This window comes from Deefgea tanakiae, assembly GCF_019665765.1.
Lineage (GTDB): Bacteria > Pseudomonadota > Gammaproteobacteria > Burkholderiales > Chitinibacteraceae > Deefgea > Deefgea tanakiae.
This window is the reverse complement of the sequence record NZ_CP081150.1, coordinates 2,312,208-2,329,244: the sequence shown is the minus strand read 5'-3', so window position 1 is coordinate 2,329,244 and position 17,037 is coordinate 2,312,208. Positions and strand designations below refer to the sequence as shown.

At 47.6% G+C, this 17,037-nt stretch carries 11 protein-coding genes; 4 read left to right on the top strand and 7 right to left on the bottom strand.

The features are described from left to right. Nucleotides 1-231 precede the first annotated feature (231 nt). From K4H28_RS10840 to K4H28_RS10830, 3 genes are all read left to right on the top strand, one after another. Entirely contained in the window at nucleotides 232-1,176 is a 945-nt protein-coding gene (locus K4H28_RS10840; RefSeq protein ID WP_221005213.1) for a glycosyltransferase family 2 protein, read from the top strand. 74 nt (nucleotides 1,177-1,250) lie between these two features. Further along, nucleotides 1,251-1,676, top strand: coding sequence for a GtrA family protein (locus tag K4H28_RS10835; RefSeq protein ID WP_221005212.1), 426 nt, complete (start codon nucleotides 1,251-1,253; stop codon nucleotides 1,674-1,676). Between the two features lie 15 nt (nucleotides 1,677-1,691). Further along, nucleotides 1,692-3,644, top strand: coding sequence for a hypothetical protein (locus K4H28_RS10830; protein WP_221005211.1), 1,953 nt, complete (start codon nucleotides 1,692-1,694; stop codon nucleotides 3,642-3,644). Between the two features lie 63 nt (nucleotides 3,645-3,707). Here the strand turns inward: K4H28_RS10830 and K4H28_RS10825 are convergent, their stop codons facing one another. The 7 genes from K4H28_RS10825 to K4H28_RS10795 form a co-directional block, all read right to left on the bottom strand. Further along, entirely contained in the window at nucleotides 3,708-4,907 is a 1,200-nt protein-coding gene (locus K4H28_RS10825; protein ID WP_221005210.1) for an acyltransferase family protein, read from the bottom strand. A gap of 7 nt (nucleotides 4,908-4,914) precedes the next feature. Next, on the bottom strand, nucleotides 4,915-5,610 hold the full coding sequence (locus tag K4H28_RS10820) for a hypothetical protein (protein WP_221005209.1): 696 nt from the start codon (nucleotides 5,608-5,610) through the stop codon (nucleotides 4,915-4,917). Nucleotides 5,611-5,737: 127 nt separating this feature from the next. Continuing rightward, on the bottom strand, nucleotides 5,738-6,877 hold the full coding sequence (locus tag K4H28_RS10815; RefSeq protein WP_221005208.1) for a response regulator: 1,140 nt from the start codon (nucleotides 6,875-6,877) through the stop codon (nucleotides 5,738-5,740). Nucleotides 6,878-6,916: 39 nt separating this feature from the next. After that, nucleotides 6,917-12,166 carry a PAS domain S-box protein gene (locus tag K4H28_RS10810; protein WP_221005207.1) on the bottom strand — a complete coding sequence of 1,750 codons (5,250 nt, stop codon included), beginning with the start codon at nucleotides 12,164-12,166 and terminating at the stop codon, nucleotides 6,917-6,919. Nucleotides 12,167-12,414: 248 nt separating this feature from the next. Next, nucleotides 12,415-12,813: a YidB family protein gene (locus tag K4H28_RS10805; RefSeq protein WP_221005206.1), complete on the bottom strand. Its 399-nt coding sequence runs from the start codon at nucleotides 12,811-12,813 to the stop codon at nucleotides 12,415-12,417. Between the two features lie 102 nt (nucleotides 12,814-12,915). Then, entirely contained in the window at nucleotides 12,916-14,970 is a 2,055-nt protein-coding gene (locus K4H28_RS10800) for a putative bifunctional diguanylate cyclase/phosphodiesterase (protein WP_221005205.1), read from the bottom strand. Beyond that, nucleotides 14,957-15,907 (bottom strand): HDOD domain-containing protein, encoded by a 951-nt coding sequence (locus tag K4H28_RS10795; protein WP_221005204.1) that lies wholly within the window; start codon nucleotides 15,905-15,907, stop codon nucleotides 14,957-14,959. The genes K4H28_RS10800 and K4H28_RS10795 overlap by 14 nt, the downstream gene beginning before the upstream one ends. A 318-nt stretch (nucleotides 15,908-16,225) precedes the next feature. Between K4H28_RS10795 and K4H28_RS10790 the strand changes: the two genes are divergently transcribed. After that, nucleotides 16,226-16,969 carry an LOG family protein gene (locus K4H28_RS10790; RefSeq protein ID WP_221005203.1) on the top strand — a complete coding sequence of 248 codons (744 nt, stop codon included), beginning with the start codon at nucleotides 16,226-16,228 and terminating at the stop codon, nucleotides 16,967-16,969. Nucleotides 16,970-17,037: the final 68 nt, after the last annotated feature.

Below are 17,037 nucleotides of genomic sequence, written 5' to 3'. Positions count from 1 at the left end.
TTGCTAAAGTGTTTATTTTATTGGCTTTGTCGTGTATTTGCCTCACTCCTATTGCGATGCAATGAGGAATCAAGTTTGAATTGTGAAATAGCCCATCAGACGGGGTTTCCAAGCGAAGCTTGATGATGTAAGGTTGAGTCCGTTCGATTGTGTAACTGCAAATTGGAACACTACAAAAATAATCAAGCAAAATGCTTGGCGCCAAACGAGCGCGTGGATGGAGGGTGAAATATGCAACAGCGACTGTCAGTGGTTATCCCGTGTTACAACGAAGAAGAAGTCATCAGTGAAACACTGAAACGATTGCGCGATTTTCGCGCAACGGTGTTGGATATGGACTGTGAGTTCATCTTTGTCGATGACGGCAGTAAAGACCGTACCCGTGAATTGTTGATTGCAGCACAAGCGGCGGATCCTGAGATTAGAATTGTTGGATTTGCCCGTAACTTTGGTCATCAAACGGCGGTGACTGCAGGGATTGATGCCGCTAGCGGTGATGCTGTGGTGTTGATCGACGCTGATTTACAAGATCCACCCGAAGTGGTGAGTGAGATGATTGCGCTGTGGCGTTCGGGTTACCATGTGGTGTATGGCACTCGCGTTGACCGTCCGGGAGAGTCCGCCTTCAAACTCGTTACTGCTCGCGCTTTCTATCGTGTGCTGAACAAGCTTTCAGACGTACCTATCCCGCTGGATACCGGCGACTTCCGTTTAATGGATCGCAAAGTGGTCGATGTGCTCAAGGCGATGCCTGAACGGGATCGTTTTGTACGTGGAATGGTGAGCTGGGTTGGCTTTAAGCAAGTTGCACTCCCATACCGCCGTGCAGAGCGTTTTGCCGGTGAAAGCAAATATCCGCTGCGCAAAATGATACGTTTTGCCACCGATGGCATTTTGTCCTTCTCAACCAAGCCATTGCAGCTGTCGATCACCATCGGTTTACTTTCTTCTTTCATTGCGCTGATCGGCATTATTAATACCTTATTCGTACGCTTAACCACACCTGATTGGGTGGCTGGATGGGCGGAAATCATGGTGGCGATTTTATTCCTTGGCGGCGTGCAATTGATGTGCATCGGTATTTTAGGTGAATACATCGGCCGGATTTACAACGAGATCAAACGTCGTCCTCTGTATGTGGTGCAAGATAAAATCGGTTTTCCGTCTAAGGAATAAGATCGAGTCGAGCACCCCGTCGTATGAATTACGAATGGGTATGACGATGTTTTGCTGATGCCTTTGGGTTTCCAATGCCACCAATCATTAAGAAATTTCTCACTTTTGCTGCGGTAGGTTTATGTGGCACCGCGATTCAGTACATGGTGCTATGGCTGGGTGTGGAATTTTTTGCCATCAAAGCCGCAATTGCCTCAGGTCTTGGTTATGCCTTGGGCTCGGTCGCCAATTATTTATTGAATTACTTTGTCACTTTTAAAAGCCAACATAATCAAAAGTCTCACCGTGACGCCGCAACAAAGTTTTATGTGATTTCTGGCATTGGCTGGTGCATCAATACGGGTTTGATGGCCTTGTTTGTGGGGTATTGGCATTGGGGCTATTGGTTTGCACAATTGCTAACAACGGCGATTGGTTTGATTTGGAATTTTAGTGGTAGTCACTGGTGGGCATTTCGGCACGCCACCGTCAAAGCAGTCGATACTTCATCGGCTCAATAAAATCTAGGTTTATCTATGTTTTTTGGATTGATTTATTTCGTCTTGCATTTGCTGGCGTGGTGCTATGCCGGTCAAAAATTATTCGCCACACATCCATTGTGGGTACGGATCGTTGCTGGGCTGGTGCTGGGTGTTGTCGCTTTGATGTGGTCGCCGGTTCCGTTCGCGTTTGTGCTTGGATTTACGCCGCTAGTGCAAGGCTTGGGCTTGGCGCTGTCTTGCGGTTTGGCAGGGGCAATTTACACCTACGCTAAACCGCTCACAGTCAATCCTGATCTGGATTACACCAAATTGCATCGCACTTTATTGTGGCTTGGCATTCCACTAATGCTCTTGATGGCTTATTTGTTGCATACGCATATTATTTTGCCAACAGAAAATGGCTATGACGTTGGCCAAGCGACCTATGGCGACTTGCAAATGCATATGGGTATGGTGACTTCGTTGGCGCGGCAAACGGTGTTTCCGCCGGAATACAGCATTTTACCCGGCCATCGTTTGAGTTATCCCTTCTTAGTGAATCTTGTTTCGTCTTCCTTGTATCAGCTGGGATTTTCCTTGCGCTGGGCGCTGCTTTTACCATCACTGTTGATGTGTAGTTTGATTGTGATGAGTTTTATTTTATTGGCGTTTGAAGTCAGTACAGACCGCCGCGCGACACAATTGGCAACAGTGCTGTTTTTTCTCAATGGCGGTCTTGGTTTTATTTATTTTTTTGGGTGGCACGAATACAGCTTCGCGCAAATCTTGACCGAGTTTTATAAAACGCCAACCAACTACAATGCGATGAATATACGCTGGAGCAATGTCATCGCCGATATGATAATTCCGCAGCGCACATCGATGGCGGGCTGGTCAGTGGCGCTGTTTTCGATGTGGGCTTTATTGCGCTTTACGCGTTGCAGCGGTAAGGAAAAGCACGGCTGGGGCTTATTAGCCGGGATTTTGGTCGGCTTGTTACCGATGATCCATACTCACTCATTTATGGCGATTGGCTTGCTGTCGCTTGGTTGGCTGGGCGTTGATTTGTATCAGCGCCGCACACAGTTACTCGGTGTTGTCGGTGACTGGTGCTGGTATGGTTTACCGGCGATTTTTGTGGCAATTGGTCAATTGTTGTATTGGACTTTTCCGCAAGCAACGGCCAATGGCGGATTTGTGCATTTTCATTTGAATTGGGTCAATGAACTCAAAATCGACCCGTATTTTTGGTTTTACATTAAAAACATGGGGGTTGTGTACATCGCTTGGCTGGCTAGCTTGCTGCTTCTGGTCCGTAGTCGTTGGCATACGGCTTTGTTAAATCGCAATTTGGCCGTATTACAATTTGGTCCTTTGGTGATTTACATCGTCGCCGAGCTGATTATTTTTCAGCCTAATCTCTATGACAATAACAAGCTGTTTTACATCTGGTATGTGTTTGCGGCGATTACAGCTTCGTGTGGAATTGTGAGTCTATTCCGCTACTGGCGTGAACGTGGCCGCTATTTTGCCGCATCGAGTTTGTTGATTTCGGCTGTGGCGATAGGCTGCTTGGCCGGAACGCTAACCATCGCGCGCGAATGGGTGTCTAACTACAATGCTTATAATGCCGATCACGTTGCCGCCGCCCAGTTTATTGATGCAAATACGCCCACAGATGCGATGTTTGTGACTGCTGATAATCACAACAACACCATCTCGGCATTAACAGGGCGAAATATCGTCGTTGGTACCGATACCTTTTTGTTTTTCCATGGTTTAAATACGCAGCAACGGCATGCCGATGTGAAAGCGATTTTTACTAACCCAGCGCACCGCGAGAGTCTTTTGGCTCAATACAAAGTCGATTACATTTTCGTGAGTGACTTTGAGCGCGGTGTTTACCCAACCATCAGCGATCTGGCCGCGGTCTATCCCATCGTATTTCAGCAAGGTGCAGTGCAGGTATTGGCTGTCTCGCCGCGTGCGCAGCAACGGCGACGCTAAGTGGCACATATTGCAGATCTGAAAAAGCCATTCTCAAATTGAGAATGGCTTTAGTATATTAATCTAAGCCTTTATTGGATTGATCTGCGCTAACATACCCTTTGCTCGTTGTTTTATTCTCTGCCAGCAACCCTTTACGCCATAGTGCAAGAGTGGTCTTTCGAAGCCATAAGTAATTATCGTCGCGATGAGAATAGAAAGCACGAAAGAAGCGAGGAACATCGACCACCGCCATGTTGGATCATCGGTAGGATTGGGCGTGCTAGCGGCCAACCAGCCATGCTCTTTTAATACGCGGGCAATGATTTGGTGCCATAAGTACAGGTTGTACGAGATCAGTGAAAGAAAAATCAGTGCTCGATTGGCGAGTAGTTTGCGAAATAGTGGATGGGCAAAGCTGCTTGCGACCGTCAGCGTGATCAGTATCAGCGCCAAAGCTGGCCGATAGTAAGACTGCCAAATCGGGTAGCCATTGGGGGCTCCACGATGTTGATTCAGCGAATCAAACAGCAGTAAGACACATACGATGGATAAAGCGGCAATCAAATTGATGCCGATTTTTAGCCTGCCCAGTGGCGCTTGGCGCAGTAATACCAGCAAGTAAGCGCTCAGCATGCCAGCAGCAAATAAATCTAGAAAACCAGGGAGTTGATTATTCCAATGAATAAACTCGTCCATGGGTAGCATGCGTGTCCACATCCGGTAACTGATTGCCGCTGCACAGAGTAAAGCAAAGGCCAGCCAAGGTCGGCGGCGAAACAGCCATGCCAACACCGGAAATAGCACATAAAACTGAATCTCTACGCCGAGTGACCAAAATACGCCATTGATGGTGTATTGCGTATCGGGAAATAGATTATGAATAAATCCCAAGTGCATCAGGATATCTGTCCAGTAGCCGCGCTCGGCACTCGTCGGATAGAGATCCGGTAGTAGTAGCAAGATTAATAAGATGGCTAAAAAATATGAGGGCAGAATTTTGATCGCACGGCGGTAAGTGTAGTGCGTCAAACTAGGTAAGCTCGTATTCTCGATCATGGTTTTCGCGTGCGGATAACAGAGGCAAAACGCACTGAGAAAGAAAAATAGCTCAACGCCTAGTCCGCCAGCAACTTGAATAAACTCTAAGCTTAAACGTCCATCGCTGAATGGAACGGGAATGACCCACCAAGAAATTTGCCAAAAGTGAAATAGCATCACCAGCAAAATGGCGTAGCCGCGCAAACCATCGACGATGGCAATATGTTGTTTCTGATCTCGCATCGGTCAGTTACGCTTGGGGATTGATTGCATCAGCATCAGCGCGTTTAAGTCGCCAAGCCAGCGCTACAGATAGCACTATCAGTAAAAGCAAGCCTAAAGCAAGCTTGAGCCACGGCGATGCAGACGGTGCTGATATTGGCGGTGCAGCTACTGGCACAGATGGGCTCAATTTAAGTACTTTGCTGCCGGTCGGAATAATGTCGACCATGGTCATGGAAACATCATCAAACCAAGCTTCACCTTGGTTATTATTGGCAAAATGCCCTAAACCCAGCAATACGGTGACTGAAGTTGCGTCGCCTGTATCCAGATAGACTTGCCGCATTTGCCATTGCTCATCGCTTAGAACGGTTTCGCTGGCGTCGGCATTGCCTTCAATGCCAATCACGGCTGCTAATGCATTTGGATTTGCGCCACGGGCTTTGACTTTGGCTTCAAGTAAATAATGATGATTTGCCAAAACAGGGATGGCTTTACTTAAATAAGCGTGATTGGCTTGGCTACTTTTTAGATGCAGGCTGTTGTTTCCAGCATCGACATGGATGTCGGCACTCGAAATATTGGGTTGCCAAGTTTGAAAATTCCAGTCCTTAGGCAGTGCTGGCGCGGCATCGAAGGATTCATTGATTAGTAATTTTGGTTCTTGCGCCCAAGCACAAGCCACAAAGCCCCAAAGTAGGGGACCGAGGATTTTTTGATACATGTTGTCTCTTCCTTATTATTTCAACAATGTACCAAAATCGCACCCTAAATGGGGTAATAGTTATTGAAACTTATCGATTGATCACATTGAAGCATCACAGATGCCTGTAGATTCCAATCTACAAAATTTAATTTAGATCCAGTGTTCTTTGCAAATCCTTAATCGCAGTACTGAGCTGATCTTGGAAGTGCGCTTCAGCCAGAAGCGTGCTCGATACATCCTCTAGGCCATCTTGGATGATGGTCATCAGCGCGGTTTCTTGTCGCTCGGTCAGTTCTAAACCGACCAATGCCAGCTCCACCTTCATCATGACATTGTTTAAAATAATCGATGCCGAGGCACGGCCGGTGCGTTGCATTTCATCGATATTGGCCAAGGTGGTGGTGAGGTTTTTAATGGTGCTATCGATCGCGCTGCCTCGTTGCGACGATTGGTTAGAGGTATTGATCGCTTCAAGTCGAGTTTCTACGGCTTCAATCAACATGGCTAGGTGATCACGTAAGCGACCACAGCGATCTGGATCATCAACCGGCATATTGGAAATTAAGCAACGCACGTGCGGGTAGGTGATCGACATGCGGGTTTTAAATTGCGTAATTCGATCCATTTTGGCCATATGCTGCACGACCGAGATTTCAAGTTCGGTCGCTGGCCCGCGAGCATTGAGCGCGAGTGTTTGCCCTGCAGGTAATAAAAACTCAACAACGCTTTCCACCTCAAACATGGCTAAGGCTTTTAGTGCGGCATTGGCCAGCTCAAGTGGTGTTTTGCTTTGATTGAAAAACTTGATCCCTTCGAGCATCAAGCCAGTTTCGCTCATGCTGGTCATCGCCAGCATGGCAGTGTTCGTAGCGTATTGAGCTTGTGATTTAAGCTGAGCGCGTTCGCTAATTAGTTTGAGTACATTCGCGACTTTGGCTTCAAGCACTTTGGGATTGATGGGTTTGAGAACGAAATCTTCACCGCCGACTTCAAAACCGCGCAAGCGATCTTCGATGCCATCGAGTGCTGATAAAAACAGAACCGGCGTGTCGTTAATATCAAAATCATCTTTGATTTGCCGACATAATTCATAGCCATCCATTTCTGGCATTTGAATATCCGTAAGTATCAGTGCAGGACCCTTGTTGCGCAATAGCTCTAGCGCAATACTGCCTGATTCTGCGGTGATGACTTGGCATGTTTCACTGAGCGCTTCATAAATAAAATCGAGCATGAATTCATCATCATCAACGACCAAAACCAATGGTTTAGCAAAATCATTCATTTTCTAAGTCCTTCCTAGTCTGTTAGTTTTTTATATTTTTTACTTAGGGATATGGCTTTCCCAAGCGTTTTTCCATGGCATCAATTGTTCGGCAGGCATGGGGCGAGCGACGAAATAGCCTTGCACTTCGTGGCAACCAATTTGAACAATTAAATTCCAATCGGCTTCTGTCTCAACGCCTTCGGCAACGAGGTTGAGTGAAAACTGTCGACCTAGATTGGCGCTGTGTTCCAAAATGCGCTGTGCTGAGCTATTCGTACTTGCGCCGCGTACAAAAGCACGGTCTATTTTTAGTTCGGTAAATGGCGTTTGCATAAGATGCTCCATCGTCGAAAAACCCGTACCAAAGTCATCAATCGACAGACCAAATCCTTTAATTCTTAAGCGCGTTAAGATATCCAAACTCAATACATAATCATGTGAAAGTTGCGTTTCGGTGACTTCTAGCGTGATCGCGCTGGGGGAGATGTCGTGCTCTTGCAGTATTTTTTCAAATTGCTCTGGTAGCTCCAGTCGAGTCAAATTATCCATTGAGACATTGACTGACAATTTGAGCGTGTGGCCTTGTTCTTGCCAGATTTTGAGTTGGCGTACCGCTTGCCGTAGAACACAAAAAGTAAATTCATCAATCAGTCCTAATGCCTCAATGGCAGGAACAAACGCAATTGGCCCTAGCATGCCTCGAGTCGGGTGGTGCCAGCGAGCGAGGCTTTCTGCGCCGATGACGCGACGTTCTTGCGTGCTGACTTTGGGTTGGTAATACAGCTCAATCGCGTCGTTGGCCAAGCCCCAGCGTAATTCGGTTTCATTCAGCTCTAGCTCAACCGTTGTGTATTCATTGGCAGGCGGGATGCCATTGCTGATGGGCTTGGTCAGCAGCGCGGTGAGTACATCGGGTTTAACGGGTTTGCTTAGCGTTTCGCCTAATTTCAGCCCGAATGATTGTGCGAGCCGCTCGGTGGCTTTGAGTACTTGCTCATCCATCCCTGATAAAATCGCAATAGCACCACTGTATTTGAGCTGTCCTAATTCACGCAGAAAAGCGACGCCATCCATATCAGGCATTTGTAGATCACATAGAATCCAGTTCGGTTGCGTGGCTTGCTGGGCGAGGTAAGTCAGAGCATCGCGTGCTTGTGTAAAGCACGCCAGCTCAGTCACACCGATATTCTCGAGCTGTTGCTGCATCACATCCAGCATGAATTGATCATCATCGACCAGCACGATGCTTAGACTACTGGTGAGCTGGTCTGAGTGGGTTGTGTTGCTCGTGTTGCTCGTGGTGTTCGGTTTAGCGTCAATTAAACCGAGTTGACCAAATTGTTTGCAAGTATCCTCAAAAAGGGTATCTGCCGCTTTGATCTTGATATCAAATTCTTCTGGCGGTATATCCAGGGAATCTAATTCGGCTAGCTGTTGCCCCAAGGCCATGGCGCCGACAGTGCGAGCGGTCGATTTGAGTTTGTGGCACTCAAGGGCAATGGTTGCATATTGTGCCGATTGATAGGCCAGCTCGATTTGCTGTCTGCCTTTTTCATAAGCGCTGAGAAATTTAGCAATGTAATTGCGCTGCCGTTCAGTGTTGTCACCGAGCATCGATTGCAAAACGGTTAGATCAACGAGCTCGTTTTGCTTAGGTTCGATCACTTCGGCCGTTGGGCCGGGGACTTGATTAAGGCAACGCAGTAAAGCGCGGTAAAGATCGGGAACGTTGATGGGCTTTTCAATGAAATCATTCATCCCTGCTTCTGTGCATCGCCTTTGATCCTCTGTGGAGACATTCGCGGTCATTGCAATAATCGGGATTTGTCGCCAGTTTTGATTTTTTCTGAGCGTACGGCAGGCGGTGAGGCCGTCCATATTTGGCATTTGCAAATCCATCAAAATGGCATCAAATTTGATCTTTTCAGCCAATTTGACCGCTTCAATCCCATCATTAGCAATGACCACCGCAATGCCTAGTTCTTGCAAGAACTCGGTGCCAATTTGCTGATTAAATGGGTGGTCATCAGCCAGCAAAATATGCTTGCCAATTAGGCTGGTGAGCTGTTGTGGGTCAACTGGTGTTGCGGGCCTGTTGAGTGAAGCATCCGCGGCGGGCAGCAAAATGCAAAAACAGAACTCACTCCCTTGGTTTGGCACGCTGCGTATTGTGATTTTGCCACCCATTAAATTGACGATTTGCTGGCTAATTGCCAGCCCTAGTCCTGTGCCGCCATATTTGCGGGTGGTCGAATTGTCCGCTTGCTGGAAGGACTGAAATAGCTTGGTTTGTGCCTCCTCGCTGATGCCGATACCACTGTCTTTGACTGAAAAACAGACTTTGCCATTTTCGCCGTGATGTAGCGACAAATGAATATCACCTGCTGGTGTGAATTTAATCGCATTACTCAATAAATTGAGTAGAACTTGTCTTAGACGCAACTCATCACCGATACATCGCGTAGGGAGCTTGTCGCAGAGGTTAAGGTGCAGATGCAGCCCTTTCTGTTCGAGTTGGGCTGAAAGTAGCTCGAGCAGATTCTTGACGAGTTCTGCTAGGCTAAATTCGTGAGAATCCAGCGTGAGTTTGCCCGCCTCGATTTTGGAATAGTCGAGAACATCGCTGATGACGCCCAATAAGTGAGTGCCAGATTGCTCAATCTTTTGTAGGTAATCGCGCTGTTTATCACTGAGACCCGTACGCAGGGCCAAATGGGTCATCCCTAAAATACTATTGAGTGGTGTGCGAATTTCGTGGCTCATATTGGCCAAAAATGAACTTTTTGCTTGATTGGCTTGCTCCGCTTGTTGTTTGGCTTCGACGAGTTCTTGGGTGCGGCGTTGCACCCGTAGTTCTAAAGACTCCGCTAATTGGCGTAGGTTGTCTTCATAAGCGATGCGTTCGGTAATGTCCCGTACCATCGCGGTATAAATCGGTACGCCGTAATTGTCTGAGTACGAAATGGCAATCTCGACGGGAAACGTCTTGCCATCCGCGCGTTCCCCCTCGACTTGGCGTGCCGCTTTGCCACCCATCTTGCGGGTTTGATTGCCTTTGATGGCAAATGCATTCATGTGTTGCCGATGATTGGCTGTTTGATTCATCGGAATCAGTGTTTCAATGGGAGCGCCTAGTATTTGATGGGCGGAAAAGCCAAACATTTGCTCTGCAGCGCGATTAAATAGAATGATATTAAATTCGGCATCGGTGGTGATGATGGCGTCCATCGCTGCATCAATCATTCCTGCGAATTGGGCACGGCTCGAGAGCAGCTTGTGTTCGCTGGCTTTGAGTTGGGTGATGTCGTTAATGCTGACTGGCACGTGGCGCGCTTCGTCCAGACTTTGTGGGATTGGAAAAGAAAGCGTGGCTTGAATCGGCTCACCTTGCAAGGTGACAAGATTCACTTCGCTGTGGAATTCGAGATCTTTGCGCCAGAACGCGCATAGTTCTTGTCGCACGACTTCCTCAGTCCCTTCGCCGAATAAACGCGTAAAGCTGCGTAAAAATTCAGCTTTCTCGTGACTGCCAAACAATTTCAAGGTCGCTGGATTGACATCAATGACCTGAATTAAATCCATTATTTGATATGCCGCCGCTGGATTTTGTTTTAAGTAAGCAGGGAAGTCGCTTACCCCATTGGCGCGCAATTCATCAAGGTGTTGCAAGAGTTGTGATTGATCTTGATTCCAGATCGAAATACCGGTGTTATCAAATAGTTGTCGGTAGCTTTGCTCGCGTTCTGTGATTGCGATCTGATGTTGATGCTGTGCTGTTAAGTCAATCAGTGTAACTAAGTGATCCCCTCCCCAGTGGGCGTGTAAGGGGGATGCACTGGCTAAAGCGTTGACGATGTTGCCATTTTTGCCGTGAATATAAATTTCCAATGGTATAAAAGCGTGTCCGCTGGTTTGCGCCTGATCGAGCCGTGTTTGCCATTCTTGGCACACCCACGTGCGATAGGCTTCGTCGGGGTAGGCGAGCGACCACCACGTCGTTAAGCAAGGTATATCGAGCAAGGTATAGCCGAACAAGTCGGTAAATGCGGGATTGAGGTAGGTGATCTCATGCGCTGGATTGTTAATCGCCATCGGGATGGGGGTTGCATCCATGATGGCATTTAAGGTGCGTTCAGTTTTGTTTTTAGCTTGCTCTGCTTGTCGTAAGGCACTGACATCGCGCCAGACGGAATGCGATGAAACAATGTCTCCGCGGTCATCACGAATCGCCTTGCTACTGAGCAAGACATCGAGTACCGCGCCATTCTTGTTTTGGATTTGGAGCGGAATATTCTGTAATTCGCCGCTGATGCGGTAGTTCGGCAATAGTTCGGATTGAACCAATTGAGAAGAGTTTGGGGTATATATTTCTAACACACTATTACCAATAACTTCAGATCGATACATGCCTAGTTTATCGAGCAAAGTTTGGTTGCAATTCATAATCAGCGTGGTGTGTGGGTTGATGCTGAGCAGCATGTCGGGTGATTGATCGTAGCTCGTTTGCAGTTGTTGCTGAGTTTGCGCGAGGAGTAGTTCACGCTGGCGGCGTTCGGTGATATCACTGATAAAGCCTTCAATAAACAAAAGCTGCCCGTTTTGATCGTAGATGCCGTCGGCTTGATCCCAGACCCATTTTTCACTGCCATCGGCCGTGAATATTCGATATTCATTGCTGCAATGTAGTTGGTGGGCAATATTATGTTGGCATTTTGCCCATAGCCAGTCCACATCATCAGCGTGAATGAGGTCGCCGAGGGTGATGATGCGCTTTTCGATCAGATCTTCGGGTGAATAGCCCGTCAGCGCTAGACTGCCCGCAGTGCAATATTCCAAAGTCCAATCGGCATCATTTTTACAGCGGTAAGCCATGCCTGGAATATGGCGCAGCAAATGCGCAAAGCGTTGTTCGCGCTCGCTGACTTGTTGGCTTAATTTATTCAGCGTGGTGATGTCTTCCACATTGCCAATATAGTGTGAGAGTTGGTCTTGTGGGTCAATTTGGGGAGTGGCTTGTGACAAAACATGGCGGATTTCGCCATCCGATAACAAAATGCGAAATGTCATTTCAAATGGCGCTTGTTGTGCCAAGGCCTTTTGCCATGTTTCGAATACGGTGGCTTGATCATCGGGGTGAATACTGCGTGCCCAGCCCGAGCCGAGGCTTTCCGCATGGCTGAGTCCAAATAACATTTGCCAAGCGCGATTGGTGTCGCAACATAATCCTGTGGCATCTGTGATAAAGATCCCTGCTGGAATGACGTCTAGCCATGCAGGAATAGCAAATGGACTATTTGAATTCTTCATTTCCAATGCACGTTATTTTGATGGACTTTTGTAATTTAGTGTACGTCTGGAGTAATTGCCCGTTTTATTACTGAATTAAATTCATAGCTGGTGCTACTTTGCCGCTGCAGGCGTAAATGATGTGTCCTAGTGAACGCGATGACGGATCGAGGAGACTTTGGTGCTTTGAATTTGAAAAAACGGCCCTAGGGCCGTTTTATGGGTATATGTTGCTAGACATTATTTATCAATGTCTACATGCAAATACCTTAGCCGAATAGCTTGCCCTTCAATAGGCCCATTGCTGCGCCCATGAGGTCTTGATTACCTGCTTCAACTTCACCGTTCGGTGTGAGACCATTGATCAATTGTGGTAATAGTTCGGAAATTTGGCTTGCAGCGGCTTGTGGATCAACGCCAAATTTATCAGCTACCGATGCCACCATATCGCTACCTAGTACCGATTCAATTTGCTCGGCAGAGATTGGCAAGTTTTCGCCATTTGAAACCCATGATTGGGCAACTTCACCTAGACCACCTTGTTGGAATTTTTCCAGCAGACCAGACACGCCGCCTTGTTGTTCAAGCAGGCCAGCCAATGCACCCATGCCGCCTTCTGCATTGTTACCACCCAATAATTGGCCGGCTAAAGAATCGAGTAAACCCATGATGTTTTTCCTATGAATGAGTCATTGATTGATAATTACATACTGTCGGATCGGCTTTTGACCTTGGCGAATATTCTTATTTAGCTTGTCAATAATGGCAAGTTAAATTTCAGCTTTGCGTATGAGTAGTTTTTCAAACTCAGTACTTGATTGTGGTCGGCTCAGTAAAAAGCCTTGCGCATGATCGCAATTGAGTTGTTGCAGAAACGCTAACTGTTCGGGGGTTTCGACACCTTCGGCGATCAGCTGCAAATTCAAGCTGCGGGCAATCCCGCAAATCGCATGGACTAAGCCTGCGCTGCCGCTGTCATCGGGTAGATTGCGGATGAAGCTCTGATCGATTTTGAGGTAGTCGAGCGGAAAGCGTTGTAAATAGGATAAGTTCGAGTAGCCGGTGCCAAAGTCATCTAAGGCTAGTGAGAAACCCGCCGCTTTCAGCCGAGTGAGCAGGCTAATCGTCGCCGCGTCGCTTTGCATCAACATCGACTCGGTGAGTTCTAATTCAATTCGGCTAGGGTGAAGCTGCAAATGACTCAGTAGATGGGTCAGTTGCTCGGGTAAATTGGCTTTAAATTGCCGCACCGAAAGATTAATGGCAAGGCGAGGTAGATGCAGATTCGTCTCATCCCATTGTGATAATTGCTTGGCTGCTTGCAATAACACCCATTCACCAATCGGAATGATGAGGCCGGTTTCTTCGGCAAAGGGGATGAATTCGGCTGGAGAAACAAAACCGCGCACGGGATGCAGCCAGCGGATCAAGGCTTCGGCACCGACTAGGTTTCCGGATTGGCAATCATATTGGGCTTGGTAAAACAGTTGCAGTTCGTTTCGTTCGAGAGCGTGGTGGAGTTCGCTAGAGAGCTTGAGTCGCGCCATCGAACGCTGATTCATCTCGGGTGAGTAAAACAGCATCTCTTGCTGCGCTTGCTTACATCGATGCAGCGCCACAGCGGCTTGGTTGACCAATTTTTCTGCATCACGCCCATCGTCGGGGTAGACGCTGATCCCGATATTGGCATTGAGTAATACTTCTTCGTTACCCACGTTAAAGGGATGATTGATTTTCTCTAGTACGCGCTGGGCGACCATGGCGGCATCGTCACGATGGCGAATGTCGAATAAGGCAATATAAAACTCATCCGCACCAAAACGCGATACGACGTCTTCATCGCGCAAGCTGCGGCGTATGCGTTTTGCAACTTCAACCAGCACGATATCTGCGCCACTGTGCCCAAATGAGTCGTTCAGCGCTTTAAAACGAGCAATATTAAAACAAAGTAGTGCGCCATGATGATTATTGCGCCGGGCTTCCGTTAAGGCCTGCTCCAACAGGGCAAACAGCATGCTGCGATTGGGTAGATTGGTGAGTGGGTCAAAGTAGGCGAGTCGATGGATTTGTGCTTCAGCTTGCCGTAGCTCGCTTAAGTCAGAAAACACTGCAAAGTAATGCGTGAGTTCACCGCGTTTATTTTTAACCCCACTAATTGCGAGATGAATCGGGTAGCGAGCCCCTGATGCGCGCTCATCCCACAGTTCACCTTCCCAGTGATTAAGCAATTTAAGTTGTTCATGAATTTCAGTCTGGGTTTCGGATTCGCGCTGTAAAGCTTGCAAAAAGCTAGGCAACTGCGCCAAGGTTTGCTCGTTATTTCGTTCGGTGATGTGGTGGTAAGCGGCATTGCAGCCGACGCAGCGAAAATCTAAACCGGTGATCACAATGGCATCACTGGCTTGCTCAAAAATATGGTTATAGAGCCGATTTTTTTCTTCGAATGCTAATTGTTCGGTGATGTCGGTGAGGTATCCGATCATTCGAATGGGTTTATTGTGCTCGTCTCGCACCAAGGTCAGGTGGATATTTGCCCAGAATACATCGCCATTTTTTTTGCGCCGTAAAACTTCCATTTGCGCGTGCCCTTGAATCAGCACGGCATTGAAAAACTCGCTATCGTCGGGGCTCTCGTCGGCATAGAGCATTAAAATATGCTGCCCCAGTACATCGGCTGCGCTATAGCCAAAGAGCTGTTCTGCGCCCTTATTCCAGCCCGTAATATAGCCTTGTAGGTCGAGCGTAATCAGCGAAGCGACCAAATCGTTAATGATTTGGCTGCTGGCACCGAGTTCATTGCTGGTTGACACTTTAGATCGACTCACTAATTAAGCGATGTACCCAAGTGATCGCTTTGAGGTCGGTATTGATCCAGCTGGCTTGTTTGGCCAATAGTGGTTTCAAAATCGGATTTTGGTGTTCACCGGCTTCAAGTGCTGTGAGTTGCTTTAAGGCTTGGCCTAAAATACCTTCACTAGAAAGCAAGGCCGCGCGCAAATGGTGATCAAGTGGTAGTGGCGCAAGCAGTTGCGCAAGGGGCTCGCCAAAGAGTCGATCTAAGAGCGACAGCATGCCGCATAAAAATGCCTCATCGGCGCTGGTGCTGCCTAGCCAGCCTTGTTCGGCCCAGAGCGCGAGTCGTTTGCCACGCATTGCCGCAGCAATCAAAATCACGGGTCTTTTATCATCCTCACCGTATTGTTCTGCATAAAGCAATAATTGTAGCCAACGCTGTAACTGCCGCCGCCCCAAAATAGTAATTGCTTGACGAATACTACGCGCTGGCGTGGCATTGCCCATGCCGACTGAGTTGACCAACTTGAGCAGGTTCAACATCAATTGGGGCGCTTTAGTGAGCGTAGTTTCAAGCGAAGTTGTTTCAGCATCACTGACAATGAGGCTCAATAACTCAAGCAGTACCGGTTTACTGGGGTTTACGGCATGAGTGCTGGTGCTGGCAACGGTGTACCAATCCCCGCAGGCCATATCTAAGTTATTGAGTTTTTTGAAGTCGCTGGCTTGTTGAATTTGAAAATGCAGTCGCCCAGTATTTGGTAATGCGATGCCATTTTCTGTTACTTCTACTTGGGTGATGGCCTTACTGAATTTCTGCTGATGATCACTTAAAGCAAAGCAATGCAGAGCGCCTAATTCTTGATTCAGTAGGGCGGCGCCCAATTGATCGGCATACTTGGCTGCATCGTGGGCGAAAATGCCGCTCCAGTGTTGCTGTTGATTCCATGCTAGTTCAAACACAATCATGATGTGATTCTCAAAATACCCATACTTAAAACTAGGCTTTGGAATGACTTAGGGCAAGTTGATGTCTCTGTTTGGTTTGCAATGTGGCGAAGTCATGAGTGTCGGTGATGTAATATTTTTAGCTGTGCTTTGAGTTGTAGGGGGTGGACAAGGCAAGCGCTGAAATTAATACCAAGAAAATAGACTACGCTCACGTTAGAATCAGTTGCTAGCTCAATACGTTATTGAACTTTACGTTTTAAATACTTACAGAATTGATTTTTTCTGGCTAAGATAAAATGGTCGTCGCCATTAGGCACGCAACATAAGTGAAACATCATGATTAATGCATACAATAAACCGATCGGCGTTATCGACGACGACGAAGCGCTGGACATTGTGGGTTCAGCTGTTTTGAAACTTTGGGATGCGGTGGATGATTTGTCGCGTTTGCGGCCTGCGCATACCCCTGATTACCATGTCACCATTTTTGGTTCGGCACGAATTGAAGACAATACGCCAGCCTATGAAGCGGTGAAACAGCTGGCGGCACAGCTGGCTGCGATGGGTTGCCGGATTGTGACTGGCGGCGGCCCTGGCTTGATGCAGGCGGCCAATGAAGGCGCAAGTAAAGGCGCACCGAATCGTCCAGAAGCATCGGTTGGGATTCGGATTGATTTGGATTTTGAGCAAAACGTGAATGACTTTGTCGGCCGCGTATTTGAGCACAAAACGTTTTTCTCGCGTTTACATCATTTCATCATGCGCTCGAACGCCTTTATTGTAACGCCTGGTGGGATTGGTACTTTGTTGGAATTGTCGATGGTGTGGCAATTGATTCAAGTGCGCAAACTGTACGATACGCCGATTATTTTGGTCGGCGAAATGTGGCATGAGTTGGTCGATTGGGCGCAGCATTATATGGTCGATAATAATGCCGGTTTGGCGAGCCCCGTCGATATGCAAATTCCGATTGTCGTCGATACGATTGAAGATGCGATTCATTTGATTCGTGAGCATCACGAACGGTGGCAAAAAACGGATCGAGAACTCAATCCTTCTCGAACCTCACCCCCGCGCTGAATTTGAGTATTCAATCGATCATATGGAAAAAGCCTCGATTTCTTGGCTAGAAATCGAGGCTTTTTTGT